The sequence below is a fragment of the Emticicia aquatilis genome (genome assembly GCF_014644295.1).
In the GTDB taxonomy this organism is placed as follows: domain Bacteria; phylum Bacteroidota; class Bacteroidia; order Cytophagales; family Spirosomataceae; genus Emticicia; species Emticicia aquatilis.
The window spans coordinates 133,376-152,482 of the sequence record NZ_BMKK01000001.1; the positions used below are offsets into that span (position 1 = coordinate 133,376).

A 19,107-nucleotide genomic window follows, 5' to 3' on the forward strand; every position below is an offset into this window, starting at 1 on the left:
TGACGATGTATTTTGTTTATAATGTTGTTCTACGCCTTTTGTCAGACCTTCGGTGCAGACAAAAAATTACAAATGTGGCAAGGTCACTACAAAAGTACTGCCTTTTCCTTCCTCGCTTGTTACATCTATTTTACCTTGGTGCATATCAATAATTCTTCGGCAAATAGAGAGCCCAATGCCATGCCCACGGTATTTTGATGCGTTCGGTGTTCTGTAAAACGGTTCAAATATCTTACTCAATTCACTGGCAGGAATACCAATTCCATTGTCTTTTACAGCCACAATACAATGTTGCTCGTTAAATTTGATTTTGGCCTCAGCTTGATGTTCGGGCGAATACTTACAAGCATTTTCGAGTAAATTAGTAAATACTGTAAGCAATAATGCTTCGTTACCGTTTGTACTTACCCATTCATCATCATCAGGGATGTCATCAAAATCAATCGAAATCTTATAGTCGCTATTCTGATTCAAAACTTCTTCTTGGGCTTTAAACAAAAGCTCGTCTAAGCGAGTTGGTTTCATCACCAAACTATTATCCCGATTCTCAGACTTTGCCAACTGTAATAGTCCGTTGGTAAGCTGAATAAGTCGCTGATTATCAGTCAACAACGAACGTAAAATAGATTTATATTCGGCTGGTGTTCGGTCGTTTTCAAGTGCAATCTGAATTTCTGATTTAATAGCAGCCAGTGGCGTTCGTAGCTCATGCGAAGCATTTGATACAAAGCTTTTTTGCAACTCAAACGACCGCTCCAAACGCTCCAACATTTGATTAAAGTTAATGGCCAGTTGAGCAATTTCATCTTTATTATTACCTGTACTAAGCTTTTGTTTAAGATTATAGGCCGTAATATTCGTGATTTCTTCGTTTATATCAGCAATGGGTTTGAGTGATTGTCCAGCAAAAATTACGCCCAAAAATATGGTTAGTAAAATTCCGATGATAAAACTAATTACGAGGGTATCTCTAATGTTTTTGAGTTTATCTTGTCCATATTTATCACTGGCCGATGCCACAACTACATAAGATTTTTTTTCTTCATCTTCATACATCGTTCCAATCACTTGATTGGCCCAATCGCTGGTTTCCACGTATCTTTGTTTACGTACTTGATTCAAAAAATCAGGGCTAAACAAAAATGATTCTGCTTCGTAGCTGGCGTAAACCAATTCGTTTTTTTCGTTAAACATCAATACTTTTTCGGTATTAAGTTTTGTCAAAAAGGTTTTGTTGGCATCACGTAGCTTCTTTTTATCTTTTTCGGTAATCTTCAATTCTTTCAATAAGCCAGCCGTCAGCAACGCACGGTCAGTTAGACGATTATAGAATTCTTGCTTCCGAAAATTCTCTGAGGTATAATAAATAGCCAACGAGAAAATAATCAAGATAGCCGCAATGATTATCGTAAACTGAATAGCTATTTTAGTACGTATTTGCATTTAAAATTTAATGAGTGAATGACTGATTGAGTGAATGAGCGAATATTCAATATATTTGTAACACAAAAACTTAAAATGAAAAGTGTAAACAAATATATAAAAATATGTATCTTAAATGAATCTTACACGCCGTTTGAAAAATTTGGTAAAGTAAATCTATAAAGTTCTTTTGATTTTTTACCAAATTTTTCATGAGGTGATTGTAAGGTTCGTGTTTTTTTTCGGACCGCCGAAGCGGTTACTTTTTTTCAAAAAAAAGTAAGGCGAAGAAGTTTAGTAATCAGCAAATTAGTTTTTACAAATAAATTTAATTTTTCTGTAACACAAGTGCATTTAAGAAACAATTAGCAAAATATATGCAAATTCATGTAATTGATGCTGGGCATTTTAAATTAGACGGTGGAGCGATGTTTGGGGTTGTACCAAAAACGATTTGGAATAAGCAAATGCCTGCCGACGAAAATAATCTTTGCAGTTGGGCGATGCGTTGCCTATTGATAGATACAGGTAAACAACTAATTTTGGTAGATAGCGGTATGGGCGACAAGCAAGATGCTCGTTGGCAAGGTTTTTATTTTCGTCATGGCGAAGGTGATTTGATAAATTCCATCAAAAAAGCTGGGTATTCGCCCAACGAAATAACCGATGTACTAAGCACACATTTGCACTTTGACCACTGTGGTGGAAGCGTAAAATGGAATACAAGCAAAGACCGATTGGAATTGGTTTTTCCGAATGCTAATTATTGGACCCATTCAGAACATTGGGCAACGGCTACGAAGCCAAATCCTCGTGAAAAGGCAACATTTTTGAAAGAAAATATTATGCCAATGCAAGAAACAGGAGCATTGCAATTTACAGACAAGATTGTCAATCCTTTTGGGGAAAATATCGACTTGCTTTATGCCGATGGCCATACCGAAAAAATGATTATGCCTAAAATAAAGGTTGGCGAAAAAACGTATTTGTTTATTGCCGATACCATTCCATCTCATGCCCACATTCCTGTGCCTTATGTGATGGGGTACGATGTGCGTCCACTCCAAACAATGAGCGAAAAAGAAGCGTTATTGAAGCAAGCAGTTGAAGGAAACTGGACAATCATCTTCGACCACGACCCAAGCCACGAAGCCGCAACTATTCAACTGACCGAAAAAGGTTATAGAGTAGGTGATTTTGAAAAAGTATGACAAAAGGCTCTTGCAATTAAGGTAATAAACAAAGCCACAAAACTTATTTGTTTTGTGGCTTTAAAATATCTATTAATTTCCTATTGCTACACAATTCCATGTAATTGAGTAATTTACAGCATTGGGGCTTGTATTTAGCAATCTTGCCTTGCAACTTGAATTAGTAGCATTATCTACTTTACAACCGTAAAGTATTAATTGTACTCTGTATAGTTCACCTGCACTTCCTCCTGTAACATCAATATCACCTACAAATACTTTTGGAGCAGAAGTAAAGTTACCACCAAATATAATACCACCTTCGGCCGATAACCCAAATCCGGGCAGTACAGCGTTAAAGGTACCAGTAGTAAATGGATAAACTCTAAGGTTAGTGGCACTTGCAGGATTATATGCAACCCCTTTCCCGTTATTAATGGTTGCAGTACCATCAACTACCAAATTACTATTGGCATTTAAAGTTCCCCCTACATTGGTAGTTGTATTCAAATTTGTTGTACCAGTGATGGTCGTTGTCCCAAATACTGACAAACTACTCTGCAACCTTGTGTTTCCGAGTACATCTAATGGGTATGTTGCATTGGGAACTGCTCCACCAATACCCAAAGTTTCTATCCCAGCCGTACCATTTACATCCAAATTATAATCAGGAAAAGGGTCGTTAACAGCCAATCTGTTTGAAATACGAGCATTACCTATAACTTCTAATGGATAACCTGGCACATTTGTACCAATACCCACATTTCCTGCATTATAATAATAACTTGTTCCATTTACACTCCACTGGTTTCCTAAGTACAGTTGTTGCCAACTCGTACCATTGTGATAGTCAAATTGGTTGGTTGATGTATTATAGATTAATAACCCTTGTTGTGGCGATATAATGGCATCACGGCTTGAAGCAAGCATTCGGGGCAATAATATTCCTTTATTTGTACTTCTGATATCCAAAATAGACGAAGAATGAGGAATATCAGTCCCACCTAAATTGCTAATCACCGTTCCGTTGGGAGAATCTACGACCTTGGTATTTTGAGCAAAACTGCTAAACGCTACTAAACAAATGAAAAGAGAGGTAGTTATTTTTTTCATAGCATTATATTTTAAAAATTGATGCTTCAAAAGTAAATGCTATTAAATTTAAAAGCATATCTGAGGCCAATATTCATTCGTTTAATTTACTGAGCGGTATTTTTTTTGAGTGAAGTTTCATTCAATCATTTATTAAGTCATTATTTTAGTAATTTTGAAAATTAAATTCACAAACATAATTTTATGTATAGATGAAAATAGGAATAGCATTATCAGGCGGAGGCAGCCGTGGATTTGCTCATTTAGGGGCATTGAAAGCACTCGAAGAACTCGGAATTAAACCAACAATGATTGCAGGCACGAGTGCAGGTTCGCTCGTAGGTGCTTTTACGGCAGCAGGATATTCACCCGATTTTATCTTTGAAACGATTCAATCATTGGGCATTATAAATTCTATTAAATTTGCTTTCAACCGTTTTGGTCTATTCAAAATGGATAAAGTAGAGGAGATTTTCTTGAAGTACATTCCGCATAATTCGTTTGAAAAACTTAAAATTCCACTCGTTGTATGTGCAACTGATATCGAAAAAGGAGAAGCGGTTTATTTCAGCGAAGGAGAATTAATAAAACCTGTGATGGCCTCGTGTAGTATTCCCGGCATTTTTGAGCCAATAAAATTTCAAGACCGAGTTTTGGTAGATGGTGGTGTAACCAATAATTTACCCATTGAGCAACTCGAAGGTATTTGCGACCTCATCATTGGCGTAAACGTTACGCCTGTAAGCAATAATATGCCCATCAATTCGGCCAAAGATATTCTGACCAAAAGCCTATATTTGGCTATCAGAAATACCTCGGGGGCAAAACTCACTCGTTGTGACATTGCCATAGAACCAACCGAAATATATAATTACAACGGCCTAAGCATGGCAAAAGCCAAAGAAATATACCAACTCGGCTACGAACACGCCATTCGTGCCGCTGAAGGAAAACTTCGAGAGCTCTGACGGGGCCGTAGAGTTCTGAGTTATTATTGTATCAAAACTAATCTAATCTTCAAGTTATTATCAGGTTTTATTCAAAGAAAAACAACTCAGAATTCAAAACTCTACATTCAAAACTACTCACTTTGGCATGAAATTAGACAATTTTTTATTCAAGAAACCGTTAAAAGCAAAGGTATCTATCATCAACTTTAATATTTAAGTGCAAAAATTATATATACTGATAGCATTTTCGTTGCTTACTGCCTCTTGTTCGCAGTTTAGCAACTCTCCCACAAGCAAGGCATGGCACAACGCCAATGCTCGTTTCAACTCGCTCATTATTGCCCGTGACAACATGAAACAGGCAGAAAAAGACCTGTTTGATAAACGTGTAGAAAATTACAGTGCTTTGATGACTATCTTCGTTCCGATTGATTCTACTAAAAGTCAGGCAGTTGCAACAAATTTGAAGGAAGTTATTGAGAAAACCTCTTTGATTGCCGAGCGTCATTCTAACTCAAAATATTTAGGTGAAGCCTATATTTTGCTCGGTAAAGCTCGACTTTTGAAAGAAGATTATCTAAATGCTATCGAGATTTTTAAGTACATCAACTCAACTGAAAGCAAAGAAGATGATAAACACGCAGCCTTAGTTTGGCTCATGCGTGCCTACACCGAAGAAAAAGATTATGATACAGCCCTTAAAGTTTCGGATGTACTTCGCACGCTTGATTTGAACAAAGAAAACACCAGAGATTTTTATTTGGTAAAAGCATATTTGCACCAACGCCGTGAAGAATTTGCAATTTCGGCCGCTATTGGCGAAGAAGCACTAAAATTGATGTCGAAAGGTGAGCAAACTGCTCGTGTGCATTTTGCAGTTGGACAAATGTATGACATGATTGGCCAACCTGACAAAGCTCTTCCGCACTTTGCGGCTGTTGCCAAAAATCGTCCGAATTATGACATGGAGTTTTATGCTCGCATGAATACTTTGCTTGATGCCGCCGCTTCGCAACGTGGAAGTACGGCAGGTGTGCAAGAAAATTTCAAGAAAATGCTGGTCGATAGAAAGAATTCTGACCTAAAAGATAAGATTTACTTCACGATGGGAAGTTTGGAAATGAAAAAACAAAACTACCCAAAAGCCATCGAATACTTTAATTCTTCGCTCCGAAGCTCGAAAGGTAATAGCACCCAAAATGCTTATACTTATTTAGAACTGGCTGAACTTTATTATAATCATTTAAACAAATACGATGTAGCCAGTATGTACTACGATAGTACGCTTACGGCCCTTCCTAAAACATCAACCGACTACGAACGAATTGCCAAAAGAGCCATTTCATTGGGAGACTTCGTGAAATATCAGAAAGTTTTAATCGTAGAAGACAGTCTTCAACGCTTGGCAGGCATGAATCCTGCGGCTCTTGATAAAGCTCTTGAACGAATCATCAAACAAAAAGAAGATGAGGATAAAAAAATGCAGGAAATGGCACAAAAAATTGTCTCGCAAAATAGTCTTCCTGTTGACCGCCTTTCCGACAAAGACCCAGAATTTAAACGTTGGGCTTTATATGACCCTCTGGTGATTTCTCGTAACAAAAGTGATTTTCAACAAGTATGGGGTAGCCGTCCGTTAGATGATAACTGGCGTAGAAAAGACAAAGAAGCGGGTTCGATTAGCTTTAAAGTTGAGCGTGGTGTCGTCGGGCAAGAACCTACCAAACAAGCACCTAAACAAAGCCCCGAGGATTTAAAGAAACTTCAAGAAGAGAAAGCATCTTTAGCTCTTGAAGGAAAGAAAAAAGAACTTTATGAAAAGATTCCAACAACGCCCGAAAAGCTTGTTGGTTCTAAACGTAAGCAAGAAGAAGCACTTTATCAACTTGGTAAAATTTATAAGTTTCAGTTTAACGAACCACAAAATGCTACCGAAACCTTCTTGACTTTACTCAATAAGTTTCCAAATACAGTTCATGAAGTAGAGGTACTTTATTTGCTTACTTTACTATCTGAGAATCAGGCAACAAGCCCCTATCGCAAGACTTTGATTGAGAAGTTTCCTGCATCAACTTATGCTCGTCAGCTTTTGCGAGGAAATGTACAGATTACGAGCGATACTGAATCAAAAGCACATTTAGTTTACTCACAGGCGTTCAACTTATATACTAATGAAAGTTATGAGTCAGCCATCAAACTTGCAGAAGACGGACTAATCACTTATACAGGCACAAGTATTGAAGATAAATTTGCTATGCTCCGAATCTTTCTTTTTGCTAAAACCGAACAAAAAGATGCTTATAAACAAGCTCTCAACGAATTCATTCAAGGGTATCCTTCGAGTGCATTGCTCGGTCGGGCCAAAGAGTTGATGGCAGTATTAGAAAAAAAGTAATTTATACAAACGCACTTTCCCTATTATAAACTATCACCCTAAGCAAAACTATGAAAAACGACGATGATTCTCCTTTGGAGGCTGACTGTGACGAGGCTCCACCAATTTTAGGAACTTGGAAAAATGTATATGCCTTAGTGCTTATTTCTTTGGTAGTATCTATTGTACTTTTCTACGCTTTCACCCTATACTTTGCATGACAAACCTCGACTGGATTTTACTTACTATTACATTGCTTTTTATTATCATTTATGGTGTTTATAAAAATCATAAAGATAAAAACATAGACGGATACTTACTTGGTAATCAATCACTTCCGTGGTATCATGTTGGACTTTCGGTAATGGCTACCCAAGCCAGTGCCATCACGTTTCTTTCTACTACTGGACAAGGCTTCGACGATGGAATGCGTTTTGTACAATTCTACTTTGGTTTGCCTTTGGCAATGATAGTTTTGTGCGTTACGTTCATTCCAATTTTTCATCGATTAAAAGTTTATACTGCCTACGAATACCTCGAAAAACGCTTCGATGGGAAGGTGAGAGTTTTCACTGCTTTTCTATTCTTGATTCAGCGAGGTCTTTCAACTGGAATTTCAATTTATGCTCCTTCAATTATTCTTTCAACAATTTTTGGCTGGGATATTTTCTGGACAAATATTCTGATGGGAGGAATGGTGCTGACATATACGGTTGTAGGTGGTACAAAGGCCATTTCATACACTCACCTCCAACAAATGATTGTTATTACGGTAGCAATGGTATTGGCGGGTGTCATTGTAGTAATGATGCTTCCGCCCGAAATCGGCTTAGTGAAAGCATTGAAAATTGCTGGAAAAGCCAACCATACGAATGTCGTAAGTTTTGATTTTAACCCTAAAGACCGTTATAATCTGTGGTCGGGGCTGATTGGTGGTTTCTTTTTGCAACTCTCTTATTTTGGTACTGACCAATCACAAGTTGGGCGTTATCTAACGGGCGAGTCTATCACGCAAAGCCGTTTGGGTTTAGTAATGAATGGTTTGTTGAAAATCCCGATGCAATTTCTGATTTTATTGGTGGGGGTTTTGGTTTTTGTGTTTTATCAGTATAACTCGTCGCCTGTATTTTTCAACAAAGTCGAAACGGATAAGCTACTGAATAGCCAATATGCAACCGAATATAAAGCCTTAGAAAGTCAATACCAAAGCGTAACCGAGCAACGCAAACAGCTCTTAGTTGGCTCCGAAAATCTCACTGACCAACAGCTGGATGTTTATAAAGCTAATTTGTATAAGTCTGATTCGGCAATTAAAAGTATCAAAGGTGAAGTCGTGTCTTTAATCAAGAAAAATGACCCATCGGCCAGCACCAACGACCGAGATTTTGTGTTTCTCAGATTCGTACTCGACCACCTACCGCACGGCCTTATCGGGCTTTTGATTGCCGTTATTTTTGCGGCTTCAATGGGTTCTATTGCCTCTGCTTATAACTCTTTGGCGGCAACTTCGGTGGTGGATGTTTACCGAAAATTTTCAAAAACTACTCCAACCGAAAAGTCAGAACTCAACGCATCGAAAGTTTCAACCGTTTTGTGGGGGCTTTTTTGTATCTTTGTCGCACAATACGCCAACCAGCTTGGTAATATGATTGAAGTTGTCAATGTACTTGGCTCATTGTTTTATGGAATAATTCTTGGCGTATTCTTAGTCGCATTTTATTTCAAAAATATTGGCGGAACGGCCACTTTTTGGGCAGCAGTTATCAGTCAAGCTATTATTCTTGGTATTGGAATCCCGCAAGTAATTCTGAAAAAAGAGTGGATAGCTTATCTGTGGTTCAATCCGATTGGCTGTTTTTTGGTAATTGGTATTGCTTGGGTTTTGCAGAAATTTAGATATAAATTATGAGATATGAGTTATGAATTGGTTAGGTGATTAGTCCGAGATATAGTTTGGAGTTGAAAAGATTTTTTGTTTGCGTGTCTTATCTTGAATTGCATATCTCATAATTCATAACTAATATCTCATATCTAAAAACAAAGATATGGAAAAGAAAAAAATACTCATCGTAGAAGACGACCAACGTTTGGCCGAAAACTTAGTAAAAGGTTTGTCAGAGAAAGACTTTGAAACCGAAATTGCTTTTGATGGACAAATTGGCCTTCGTTTTGCCCTAAGTGGTAAATACGATTTGATTTTGCTCGATGTGAATTTGCCCTTAATGAATGGCTACGAGGTTTGTGCAAAAATCAGAGAACGTGACCGCCAAACGCCAATTATCATGTTGACGGCCTTAGGTGAAACCGATGATAAAATCTTAGGTTTTGAAAAAGGTGCCGATGATTATATCGTAAAACCATTTGAATACCGTGAATTGATTGCCCGTGTGAATGTTTTTTTGAAACGTGCCTACGCCGAAAACGAAACCAACGCAAATATTCTACGCATTGCCGACCTCGAAATTAATTTTGAGAGCAAAATGGCAACTCGACAAGGCAAACACATTGACCTTACACCAAAAGAGTTTTCGTTGCTCGAATACCTGATACGTAATAAAGGAAAAGTAGTTTCAAAGGCCGAAATTGCCGAGAAAATCTGGGAAGGAAATAATGCCGAAAATAGCTTAAATGTGATTGAAGTATATATCAATTTCCTCCGTAAAAAAATTGACAAAGATTTCGAACCAAAACTTATTCATACCAAAACTGGGATGGGTTATGTTTTGAAAGATGAGTAACACAATTCTCCGAATTGTGTCATTAAATGTGGCACACCTCTTTTATTGCGATAAACGAGGTGTGCCACATTTTTTTTCAAAAACTTCAATTTTTTCTTGCTATTTTTACATTTCAACTCAATCAACCTAAAAACTACTGTTCGATGAAAGTATTGAAGAAAATCCTTCTCGGATTACTTATTTTGCTCGTTGTGGCGGGCATTGGAATCTATTTTTGGTTACAAAGCACCAAACCTACACTCGATGGCGAGTTACAACTCAAAGGACTAAAAGCACCAGTCGAAGTGCTTTATGATGACTACGGAGTTCCACATATTTACGCCCAAAACGAAGACGATTTATTTCAAGCATTTGGTTACGTTCATGCCCAAGACCGCCTTTTTCAAATGGAATTACTCCTCCGTTTGGCAGATGGACGCTTAGCAGAACTTTTTGGCGAAAAAGCACTCCCATCAGATAAGTTTTTCCGAACACTCAGTTTCCGCCAGCACGCTCAATGGACGATTGATTCGGTGCTGATGAAAAACCCTAACGCACCATTCGTAAAAGCTGCACAAGCCTACATAAAAGGAGTAAACGAATACATCGAAAATGGCAAAACGCCTCCCGAGTTTTCAATTGCGGGCATCAAAAAAACACCTTTTGAAATGGCCGATATGCAGATAATTATGGGTTATATGGGTTTTACATTTGCCGAAGCTTTCCGCTCGGAAGCCATTTCTACCATGATTCAGAACAAATACGGCCCAGAATATTGGAAAGATGTAATGACAGGTTGGCCTACCAACGAACCAAAAATTCCAACTAACGCTCAAGAAAACATCGCTTCATCTACGGCTTTGGCACGCATGGCCAATCAACTAACCAACATCGAAACCAATGCACTTTTTCCGCCTTATCATGGCTCAAATGGCTGGGTAATTGCTGGCTCGAAAACCAAGTCAGGCAAGCCAATTTTATCGAACGATACCCACATTGCTTTTTCGCAACCTTCGGTTTGGTATGAAGCTCATCTCGAATGTCCAAACTTTAAGTTTTACGGTAATTTCTTGGCAGGAACGCCAGTTGGAGCGTTGGGACATTCGCAATATGGCGGTTGGGGTTTGACAATGTTTGAAAATGACGACGTTGATTTTTTCCGTGAAAAAGCAAATCCTGCCAACGCCAACCAAGTTTGGTACAAAGACCATTGGGAAGATTTGAAAGTGCGTGAAGAAAGCATTAAAGTAAAAGATGCGGCCGATGTAAAAATTGCGGTAAAAACTTCTCGCCACGGAATCTTAATGAATGATAGTTTTGATAAAATGGCCGACCAAAAAGACCCGATTGCGTTGTGGTGGGTTTACAATCAATTTCCAAGCTATCATCTGGAGGCATTCTACGAAATGGCTCACGCAAAAAATGCTACCGAAGCAGGCAAAGCGTCAAGTAAACTTACGTCTCCAGGTTTAAATATTATGTGGGGCGATACCGAAGGAAACATTGCGTGGTGGGCAGCCGGGAAATTGCCGAAACGTCCAGCCCACGTAAATCCAATGTTAATTTTAGATGGCTCAACAGGCAACGACGACCCACAAGGTTGGTACGATTTCTCGCTGAATCCTCAAATCTTAAATCCAAAACGTGGCATACTTTACACTGCTAATAATCAGCCAGCCGATATGGGAAATGGCTTAGTGCCAGGATACTACGTTCCAGGGAATCGTGCAAGCCGAATCGAAGAACTTTTGTTTAATGATAAAAAAGATTGGACGCAGGAAAGCGTAAGAAAAGTAATCAATGATGTAACTTCTTCTTCGTTTAGTGGACTTTTGAAAGATATTCTGCCAGTAATTGATAAAAACAAGCTAAGTCCTTCGGCAAAAAGTGGTTTAGAAAAACTCTCGAAATGGGACGGTTCGCACGATTTAGAAGACATTGAACCAACAATTTACTACCGTTTTCTTTATCATTTTTTTGTAAATACCATCAAAGATGAATTGGGCAACGAAGTTTTCAAGGCTTTTGAACACAACGGAAATTTCAAGCGAAATATGGCAACATTGATGCGAAATGATGCTTCGCCGTGGTGGGATAATATTTCGACAAAAAACAAAGAAACTCGCAAAGAAATCTTGACAACGTCGCTGAATGAAGCATTGGTAAGTCTCGAAAAACAACTTGGCAACGACATGACTGCGTGGAAATGGGAAAAAGTACATACGCTTACGCATAATCATCCACTCGGTATTTTGCCAGTTGTAGGAAAATATTTCAATGTTGGGCCACTTCCAGCCCCAGGTGGCCGAGAAACCATCAATAATCTTGATTTTTCGGTCGATTCGAGCGGCACTTATAAAGTTACTTATGGCCCAGCTTTACGCAGAATTGTTGATTTTGCCGATGTCGAACATGGTCGAAGCGTACTACCAACTGGTCAATCAGGACATTTTTTAAGCAAACACTACGACGACCAAGCCGAAATGTTTGTGAAAGGTGGTTCACGCCCCGAACTGATGAATCGAGCAGAGATTGAAAAGGTGAAAACAGGAAAGTTGATTTTGAAACCTTGAGATGTAACGAGTTGGGGAAAAATCTATGGATAACGCCCCAACTCAAATAGTAGTTTTCTAAGAATTAATAAATCTGGTTCATTAAATTTGAATATTTTTATACTTGCTTGTCCGATGGGAGTTTTTGCAATTATTTCACCATCGGAAATGTCAAAATGCTCTATCCAGTTATGTATTCTTGGATTATACAGCACCACAATGTTACTGAAATCATTTAAAAGTGTGGCAAAATCAGCCCCCTTATGCTGATTACAATGTGGACAAGCGTAAGCTAAATTTTCAATGGCATTTGTACCACCATGTTTGATGGCAATTATATGGTCAATTTCAAAAGATAAAAACAAATCATCAGAATGAATATGACAATATTCACAACGAAAATTGGCTCGTTGTGCCACCGCAAGTTGAATTCGTTCAGGAATTGCTTGTCTCATTTATTCATAATCAATTGATTAGCACGAGCTTTAGCAAGCCCAATAAATAAATCAAGGGCTAAAAACCGCTCAAGTTCTGAAGTTTCATCAAGCGTGATAGTTCCATTTTTTTTCCTAAAAACTAAATTTTCTACACGCTCCGACATTACATTCGATGCTTTGAGTTTAACAATCTTTTCGGGATTCATCTGAGCAATTAAGCTCGCTACATCCCCAAATGCTTCTGATACGCTCATTTTTAGTATATTTATATGTTAACAAAGATATAAGAAAAAAATTGTGTTTGTAAATTTTGATAATAATTCGACCATTACAACAAAAGACTTTTTATTGCAAATCGCTAAAAACCACATTTTGGTCGAATTTTTATTCAAAACTTTATACTTTTAGCATATTTTCAAGAACTTTTAGTGTAATTTTAGTTATAGATTCAGACATTCAATAAACATTTCGATAATGGCAAATTATAACCTCAAAATCAACGGTCAAACCCTCAAAACCGAAGCATCGCCTGATACACCATTATTATGGGTCTTGCGTGATAATCTCGGACTTGTAGGTACAAAGTACGGTTGCGGAATGGCTCAGTGCGGAGCTTGCACGGTACATATCAATGGCGAAGCAACTCGCTCGTGCGTGTTACCTGTTTCAGCGGTTGCTGATGCAACAATCACCACAATTGAAGGACTTTCTGAAAAAGGTGACCATCCTGTCCAAAAAGCTTGGGATGCCATCGACGTACCACAATGTGGCTACTGCCAGACTGGACAAATGATGACGGCGGCGGCTTTCTTGAAAAAGAATGCAAAACCAAGTTTGGAAGAAATTGAAGCGGCGATGTCAGGAAATATTTGCCGTTGCGGTACTTATCACCGAATCAAAGAAGCGGTTCAGTTAGCGGCAACAAAAATGTAATTTTGAATGAGTGAATGTTAGAATGATAGAATAAAGTTTTGACTATCAATCTTTTACTTATTTTTCGTCTATCATCCAAAATAAACAGATACTATAATGACAAAAAATAATAGCCGACGAGATTTTCTAAAGTCAACCGCACTGAGTGCTGGTGGCTTAATATTGGGTTTCAATTGGTTTGGACAAGAGGCTTCGGCGGCCACAGTAGTAGAAGGTATAGCAAACGAAGCAGGCAACACTGCTTTCAATGCCTTTTTATCTATCCAAACTGACGGAATCGTAACGATTTTTTCACCAAATCCTGAAATCGGACAAGGTATCAAAACTGCTTTCCCGATAATCGTGGCCGAAGAATTAGATGCTGATTGGGCAAACGTAAAAGTTGTACAAGCTCCGCTCGACACCAAGAAATTTGAACGCCAAGTAGCTGGTGGTAGTGGTTCGATTCCTCATTCGTGGCAACGCCTCCGCAAAGCAGGTGCAACAGCCCGCCAAATGTTGGTTGAAGCGGCCGCCAAACGTTGGGGAGTTTCGGCAAGTGAATGTTCGACCGAAAAAAGTTTTGTGATTCATACAGCATCAGGCAAAAAGTTGGGCTATGGAGAATTGGCGACAGAAGCTGCTAAACTCACCCCACCAACTGATGTAAAATTGAAAGATAAAAAAGATTTCAAACTCATTGGCTCTACCGTAAAAGGCGTTGATAATCAGGCACTTTTAACAGGAAAACCACTTTTTGGACTCGATTTTTATCGTGAAGGCATGAAATTCGCCATGATTCAGCGTCCGCCTGCTTTTGGAATGAAACTCAAATCATTTGATGCTTCTGCGGCGAAAGCTTCGGCAAGTGGTATTGAAGTGGTTTCGCTCAAAGATAAAGTTGCCATCGTTGGAAAATCGACATGGGAAGTTAAAAAAGCCCGTGATTTAGTTAAAATCGAATGGGAGAAAGCCGCTAACCTCGAAAGTAGCGACGACCATAATAGAATTTTTAAAGAGTTATTGGATGGAAAAGCAGAAGTACGTAGAAAAGATGGTGATGTGGAAACGGCTTTCAAGGATGCAGCAAAAATCGTAGAAGCCGAATATCAATGTCCGTTTTTACCGCACAACCCGATGGAGCCAATGAACTTCTTCGCTCACGTGAGAGAAGATGGAGTCGAATTAGTTGGTCCAACCCAAACACCACAAAATGCACAAAACCAAACTGCCAAATTGCTCAATATTCCAGCCGAAAAAGTAACGGTTGAATTGACAAAAATGGGTGGTGGATTCGGACGTCGTTTGGGAACAGACTACGTTTTGGAAGCGGCCGAACTTTCAAGCATTATCAAAGCCCCAGTAAAAGTAATGTGGACTCGTGAAGATGATATGAGTGGAGGTAGTTACCGTCCAGCTGTTCGTTATCGTTTCCGTGCGGCTCTCGATAAACAAGGCAATATGATTGGCTACACACTCCGTGGAGCAGGTATTAATGCAGGAAACTCAACTCGACAAGATAATTTTCCAGCGGGAGCAGTTTCAAACTTATTGATTGATTCGGCCGAGCACAAATCACCAATTACAACAGGCCCGTGGAGAGCTCCAATTACTAATTTCTTGGCATTTGCCGAACAATCTTTCCTTGATGAAGTAGCGACAGCCGCAGGTAAAGATGCCGTACAATTCAGACTTGAATTACTGGAAAAAGCCAAAACTGCTCCAACAGGTGAAATAAAATATAACATCGACCGCATGAAAGCTGTTATTGAATTGGCGGCTGAAAAATCTGGTTGGGGTAAAAAGAAAAAAGGTGTAAGTCTCGGTTTCAGTGTTTATTTCTCACACGCATCTTATGTTGCTCAAGTGGCAGAAGTAGTAATGAAGAAAGGGAAACCAGTTTTACAAAAAATTTACGCTGCCGTTGATTGTGGAATAGTAGTCAATCAAAGTGGAGCAAGAAACCAAGTTACTGGTGGAATCGTTGACGGTATCGGTCACGCCATGTACGGAAACTTGACTTTCAAAGACGGTACGCCAGACCAGAAGAATTTCAACGCTTTTAGATTGATAAAAATGAACGAAATTCCTGCAATAGAAGTAAGTTTCGTCAATAATGGCATCGACCCAACTGGTTTAGGTGAGCCAGCTCTCCCTCCTACTGGTGGTTCGGTTGCCAATGCTATTTTTAAAGCGACTGGCAAGCGTTTACGTAATCAACCTTTTATTGAAGAAGACCAAAAGTTGTTTGAGAGTGTCTCTTGATAAATGAAGTTATATTTGCTAAAAAAGCCGAATCAGTATCAAAACTGATTCGGCTTTTTAGTTTGAGCAAAAACTTTAATTCTCGCAAGCTCGAATCCTGCACCCTATTCTAAATCGTAAATCGGATGATTTTAGACCGTAAGGGATACCACCTCACCTTTAGGTATGTATTCCACAAAAATACAGGTTTTATTTTTTAGTCTGAATCCCAAATCCATTCTCATTTAACCAATCTATACACCAAATAGACCATTTATCACCTCTTGTTGGATGTTCCAAAGCAAAACCATGCCCCCCACTTTGAAGGATATGAACTTCTGAGTTTACTTTTACATTTTGTAGAGCTTCATAAAATAAAAGGCTATGTTTCACCGAAACTCTTTCGTCATCGCCTGCATGAAGTAAAAATGTTGGTGGAGTATTGGCAGTTACATGTTTTTCGTTGCTAAAAAAATTCAATGTTTCTTCTGAAGGATTTGTTCCGAGCAACTTGGCTATAGTTGCATTAACTTTGGCTTGAGTAAAGCTGATAACGGGGTAAATTAATATCATAAAATCGGGGCGAAGATTTATCTTTTCTTTATTATCAATCAAGACGGTCTCAAGATGCGTAGCTTCTGTTGTTGCAAGATGCCCGCCCGCAGAAACACCCACAAAACCAATTTTATTTGTATCAATATTATACTCTTTTGCATTCATGCGTACCAATTTAATTGCCATTTGAGCATCTTGTAATGGACCAATCGATTTATCTTGCATAATTTCATCGCTGGGCAATCGATACTTTAGAACAAAAGCTGTTATCCCATGCTTAATAAAAGTTTTAGCAAAATCCTCTCCTTCATCCACAAGCACCCTATACCCCCCACTTGGAAGGATTATTACCGCTGTGCCATTTTTTACCTTTTTTTCTGGAGTATATACTGTTAATGTGGGGACACTAATTTTCGTAAATAAACCATCTGAATCTCTATTTTCTTGATAGTTTAGGGGTGCTTCTTTAGAATTTGGTATTTCACCCGAATAAATTGAAATTACTTTTTCCTGAGCAAAAGATGTAATTTGCCTAAGTGAAAATAAAATAATCTTTAGTATAAAAATGCGTGTTTTCATTATTGAGTTGAAGTGAAAAATGAATGTTTTTTACCAATTTTCTATTGGCTGACTACTTAAGATTGTTCCTTAGGTAATTACCTTCAATACATGGATTTTTGTTTTTAAAATAGTGGCTTTAAACAAATATCTAATGCGTTTTTTTTTTACTTTGAACTTATTTAATGGCAAAAACCTCATAATTCACACTACCATCTTGAAAACTCCCTTTTCCGACAGCAAGCACATAGTTTAACCAATCAAATTGTTTTGAACTCGTTTCAAATGTGGGAGTGATTCTCCAATACGCTGCTTCATTAGGCTGATTATGCACAATTCCAGTATAATTACATGCAATTAATTGACCATCTTCGGTTTCAAGAACTAATCTAACAGCCAGTTTATTAGTTACATCATCTACTTTCAAAAGCCAATCTTCGCCTACTGGTTTTACCTTTCCTTTCATTTTTGGGCCTTCAAAAATCCCCCCTTTGATGGGGTATGCAATCCTTATTCCGAATGGAGATTTGCCGGTGTCAATTGGCTTGTCCAACAATAATGTGATTTTGTAAAGGAATTCAGATTCTAACTGTTGCGAAAAGGAATTATTGACAAAAAACAGCGTTAGGAATAGTGTAATCCCTGAGATTATTATAGTTTTTTTCATTTTATTTGGATGTTTAACATGTAAAAAAATAATAAGATAGTAAGGCGACCACATGAAAACTTTTATTGCAATAGTGAGATTATATGTCGTTATATCTCATATTTTTAACCTAAAAAGACTATTTTTGAAGCAAAAAATCTACTTCTTCTTAAAGGATAAATTCGCTCCACAGGTAAATTGAATAAAAAACGAATTGTTATTATCAGTAAAATTGCTTGGTTTATCGTTGGCATCATTTAGCCAATTTGAATTATTATTTAATCCTAAATTATAACCCCATCTAATTCCGAAATAAATCGGTTTGTTTTCGAGATAATTGAGGCTCAATGTTGGGTTAAAAACAGCCGTATTTTTAGTATAGGCCCTTGTCTTTATCTGTTCTGAATTATTGATTATTGCTTTGTTAAGTAGCATGCCAATCCCTAAAGATGGTTCTATTGATATTCCAGAAGTAATACCAAACTTATAACCTGCAAACATCGTAGAACTAAAACCGCTAAAGTTGATTTTTTCTGCTTGTGTATTTTGAACACCATTAGCATTGTAAAATTCAGCACCTGAAAAAAAGTGTTTGAAATAATATTTTGCTCCTACACCAGAATTAAACGAATATATTTCTGGCGTAAGATTTGTATTAAACTTACTTGCAAAATTGTTCATTTGAAATCCGAAAACTCCGTAGATTTTCATACGATTATCTTGTGAATAAACAAGTTGTGTAATGACCATTACCAAAACACAAGAGAGAGTATATCTGAGCTTTTTCATAATTTTTGTTATTGTTATTATTATTAATTTTTAAATTCTTTTAAATCATCTATTAATTCCATTGATTTAATAACTGGGTTCCATTCATTATTATCAAATAGCCATTTAAACCATTTTTTCTCTTTGTTTTTGAAATTAATGTTAATAAATAACCAAATTGATAAATATAGCAATGAAAAAGTAGCGATTGCTTGGAAAATGAGCCACAAAAGGTTTTCAGTTGTAAAAAGTGCTGGGTGTAAATAAAATGTACTCCAAACGGGCAGTTGTAACCATAATATTCGAGCCACCCAAAGTGTTGAAGATTTTAGGTTTAAAAGTTTTTCTTGAGCTACTGTAATAGGTTGGCTAATATCTACTTGTTGAATCATAATGATTTGGTAGAGATATATACCAATAGATAACTTGGTTAACAAGACCTGAATTATTGCCGAAATAGTAAAAAAAGCACTTACCTCACCAAAAGTATTTATGATGACAGTATCCAAAAACAGCACCCACAAAATACCGATTATAATGAGAAACAATTTTGTCGGCTTCATTGAATTGAGTAAAGATTTTACTCTCAAACCACTGGCATTTTCTATAATTTTTTGATTAACTTTTAAAGTAGTTTCTTGCTTTTCATTGAGCGAAGCCCACATTTGCTTGAATTCTATATCATCCATT

At 37.7% G+C, this 19,107-nt stretch carries 17 protein-coding genes; 9 read left to right on the forward strand and 8 right to left on the reverse strand.

Annotated features, from left to right (window positions below; all coding sequences use genetic code 11):
- Positions 1 to 66: 66 nt before the first annotated feature.
- Positions 67 to 1,443: a HAMP domain-containing sensor histidine kinase gene (locus IEX65_RS00590; protein WP_188763595.1), complete on the reverse strand. Its 1,377-nt coding sequence runs from the start codon at positions 1,441 to 1,443 to the stop codon at positions 67 to 69.
- A 356-nt stretch (positions 1,444 to 1,799) separates the two neighbouring features.
- Between IEX65_RS00590 and IEX65_RS00595 the strand changes: the two genes are divergently transcribed.
- Positions 1,800 to 2,633, forward strand: a complete 834-nt coding sequence (locus IEX65_RS00595) for an MBL fold metallo-hydrolase (protein WP_188763597.1) — start codon at positions 1,800 to 1,802, stop codon at positions 2,631 to 2,633.
- Positions 2,634 to 2,705: 72 nt separating this feature from the next.
- Here IEX65_RS00595 and IEX65_RS00600 read toward each other — a convergent pair whose 3' ends face one another.
- Positions 2,706 to 3,725 (reverse strand): phage tail-like protein, encoded by a 1,020-nt coding sequence (locus tag IEX65_RS00600; RefSeq protein ID WP_188763599.1) that lies wholly within the window; start codon positions 3,723 to 3,725, stop codon positions 2,706 to 2,708.
- Between the two features lie 191 nt (positions 3,726 to 3,916).
- On the opposite strand from IEX65_RS00600, the gene IEX65_RS00605 reads away from it, so the two are divergent.
- The 6 genes from IEX65_RS00605 to IEX65_RS00630 all read left to right on the forward strand — a co-directional run bounded on the left by IEX65_RS00605 (position 3,917) and on the right by IEX65_RS00630 (position 12,318).
- Positions 3,917 to 4,672: a patatin-like phospholipase family protein gene (locus IEX65_RS00605; protein WP_188763601.1), complete on the forward strand. Its 756-nt coding sequence runs from the start codon at positions 3,917 to 3,919 to the stop codon at positions 4,670 to 4,672.
- Positions 4,673 to 4,871: 199 nt separating this feature from the next.
- On the forward strand, positions 4,872 to 7,049 hold the full coding sequence (gene porW / locus IEX65_RS00610) for a type IX secretion system periplasmic lipoprotein PorW/SprE (RefSeq protein ID WP_188763604.1): 2,178 nt from the start codon (positions 4,872 to 4,874) through the stop codon (positions 7,047 to 7,049).
- A 50-nt stretch (positions 7,050 to 7,099) separates the two neighbouring features.
- Positions 7,100 to 7,249 (forward strand): hypothetical protein, encoded by a 150-nt coding sequence (locus IEX65_RS00615; protein WP_188763606.1) that lies wholly within the window; start codon positions 7,100 to 7,102, stop codon positions 7,247 to 7,249.
- Complete coding sequence (locus IEX65_RS00620; RefSeq protein WP_188763609.1) at positions 7,246 to 8,937, forward strand: sodium:solute symporter family protein; 1,692 nt, start codon at positions 7,246 to 7,248, stop codon at positions 8,935 to 8,937. The genes IEX65_RS00615 and IEX65_RS00620 overlap by 4 nt, the downstream gene beginning before the upstream one ends.
- A gap of 136 nt (positions 8,938 to 9,073) precedes the next feature.
- Positions 9,074 to 9,766: a response regulator transcription factor gene (locus tag IEX65_RS00625; protein WP_188763611.1), complete on the forward strand. Its 693-nt coding sequence runs from the start codon at positions 9,074 to 9,076 to the stop codon at positions 9,764 to 9,766.
- Between the two features lie 143 nt (positions 9,767 to 9,909).
- Positions 9,910 to 12,318, forward strand: coding sequence for a penicillin acylase family protein (locus tag IEX65_RS00630; RefSeq protein WP_188763613.1), 2,409 nt, complete (start codon positions 9,910 to 9,912; stop codon positions 12,316 to 12,318).
- A gap of 23 nt (positions 12,319 to 12,341) precedes the next feature.
- Here the strand turns inward: IEX65_RS00630 and IEX65_RS00635 are convergent, their stop codons facing one another.
- Both IEX65_RS00635 and IEX65_RS00640 read right to left on the reverse strand, forming a co-directional pair.
- Positions 12,342 to 12,752: an HNH endonuclease gene (locus IEX65_RS00635; RefSeq protein ID WP_188763615.1), complete on the reverse strand. Its 411-nt coding sequence runs from the start codon at positions 12,750 to 12,752 to the stop codon at positions 12,342 to 12,344.
- On the reverse strand, positions 12,749 to 12,988 hold the full coding sequence (locus IEX65_RS00640) for a hypothetical protein (protein ID WP_188763617.1): 240 nt from the start codon (positions 12,986 to 12,988) through the stop codon (positions 12,749 to 12,751). Before IEX65_RS00640 ends, IEX65_RS00635 begins: the two co-directional genes overlap by 4 nt.
- Before the next feature lie 220 nt (positions 12,989 to 13,208).
- Here IEX65_RS00640 and IEX65_RS00645 point away from each other — a divergent pair, with 220 nt between their 5' ends.
- Together IEX65_RS00645 and IEX65_RS00650 are read left to right on the forward strand one after the other, a co-directional pair.
- Positions 13,209 to 13,667, forward strand: coding sequence for a (2Fe-2S)-binding protein (locus tag IEX65_RS00645; RefSeq protein WP_188763619.1), 459 nt, complete (start codon positions 13,209 to 13,211; stop codon positions 13,665 to 13,667).
- Positions 13,668 to 13,763: 96 nt separating this feature from the next.
- The gene (locus IEX65_RS00650; protein ID WP_188763621.1) at positions 13,764 to 15,911 is read left to right on the forward strand and encodes a xanthine dehydrogenase family protein molybdopterin-binding subunit; all 2,148 of its coding nucleotides are present in this window, start codon (positions 13,764 to 13,766) and stop codon (positions 15,909 to 15,911) included.
- A 189-nt stretch (positions 15,912 to 16,100) separates the two neighbouring features.
- On the opposite strand, the gene IEX65_RS00655 is transcribed toward IEX65_RS00650, so the two are convergent.
- From IEX65_RS00655 to IEX65_RS00670, 4 genes are all read right to left on the reverse strand, one after another.
- On the reverse strand, positions 16,101 to 17,024 hold the full coding sequence (locus IEX65_RS00655; RefSeq protein ID WP_188763623.1) for an alpha/beta hydrolase: 924 nt from the start codon (positions 17,022 to 17,024) through the stop codon (positions 16,101 to 16,103).
- Positions 17,025 to 17,181: 157 nt separating this feature from the next.
- Positions 17,182 to 17,670: a DUF3237 domain-containing protein gene (locus IEX65_RS00660; RefSeq protein ID WP_188763625.1), complete on the reverse strand. Its 489-nt coding sequence runs from the start codon at positions 17,668 to 17,670 to the stop codon at positions 17,182 to 17,184.
- 138 nt (positions 17,671 to 17,808) lie between these two features.
- Positions 17,809 to 18,438, reverse strand: a complete 630-nt coding sequence (locus IEX65_RS00665; protein WP_188763627.1) for a hypothetical protein — start codon at positions 18,436 to 18,438, stop codon at positions 17,809 to 17,811.
- 23 nt (positions 18,439 to 18,461) lie between these two features.
- Positions 18,462 to 19,106, reverse strand: a complete 645-nt coding sequence (locus IEX65_RS00670) for a hypothetical protein (RefSeq protein WP_188763630.1) — start codon at positions 19,104 to 19,106, stop codon at positions 18,462 to 18,464.
- Position 19,107: the final 1 nt, after the last annotated feature.

Excerpts from the sequence above, each read along its gene's own strand:
- IEX65_RS00590 (WP_188763595.1), bottom strand. The coding sequence starts at position 1,443 with ATGCAAATACGTACTAAAATAGCTATTCAGTTTACGATAATCATTGCG.
- IEX65_RS00645 (WP_188763619.1), top strand. The coding sequence starts at position 13,209 with ATGGCAAATTATAACCTCAAAATCAACGGTCAAACCCTCAAAACCGAA.
- IEX65_RS00600 (WP_188763599.1), bottom strand. The coding sequence starts at position 3,725 with ATGAAAAAAATAACTACCTCTCTTTTCATTTGTTTAGTAGCGTTTAGC.
- IEX65_RS00615 (WP_188763606.1), top strand. The coding sequence starts at position 7,100 with ATGAAAAACGACGATGATTCTCCTTTGGAGGCTGACTGTGACGAGGCT.
- IEX65_RS00630 (WP_188763613.1), top strand. The coding sequence starts at position 9,910 with ATGAAAGTATTGAAGAAAATCCTTCTCGGATTACTTATTTTGCTCGTT.
- IEX65_RS00595 (WP_188763597.1), top strand. The coding sequence starts at position 1,800 with ATGCAAATTCATGTAATTGATGCTGGGCATTTTAAATTAGACGGTGGA.
- IEX65_RS00620 (WP_188763609.1), top strand. The coding sequence starts at position 7,246 with ATGACAAACCTCGACTGGATTTTACTTACTATTACATTGCTTTTTATT.
- IEX65_RS00650 (WP_188763621.1), top strand. The coding sequence starts at position 13,764 with ATGACAAAAAATAATAGCCGACGAGATTTTCTAAAGTCAACCGCACTG.
- IEX65_RS00640 (WP_188763617.1), bottom strand. The coding sequence starts at position 12,988 with ATGAGCGTATCAGAAGCATTTGGGGATGTAGCGAGCTTAATTGCTCAG.
- IEX65_RS00665 (WP_188763627.1), bottom strand. The coding sequence starts at position 18,438 with ATGAAAAAGCTCAGATATACTCTCTCTTGTGTTTTGGTAATGGTCATT.
- IEX65_RS00660 (WP_188763625.1), bottom strand. The coding sequence starts at position 17,670 with ATGAAAAAAACTATAATAATCTCAGGGATTACACTATTCCTAACGCTG.
- IEX65_RS00635 (WP_188763615.1), bottom strand. The coding sequence starts at position 12,752 with ATGAGACAAGCAATTCCTGAACGAATTCAACTTGCGGTGGCACAACGA.
- IEX65_RS00670 (WP_188763630.1), bottom strand. The coding sequence starts at position 19,106 with ATGGATGATATAGAATTCAAGCAAATGTGGGCTTCGCTCAATGAAAAG.
- IEX65_RS00605 (WP_188763601.1), top strand. The coding sequence starts at position 3,917 with ATGAAAATAGGAATAGCATTATCAGGCGGAGGCAGCCGTGGATTTGCT.
- IEX65_RS00655 (WP_188763623.1), bottom strand. The coding sequence starts at position 17,024 with ATGAAAACACGCATTTTTATACTAAAGATTATTTTATTTTCACTTAGG.
- IEX65_RS00625 (WP_188763611.1), top strand. The coding sequence starts at position 9,074 with ATGGAAAAGAAAAAAATACTCATCGTAGAAGACGACCAACGTTTGGCC.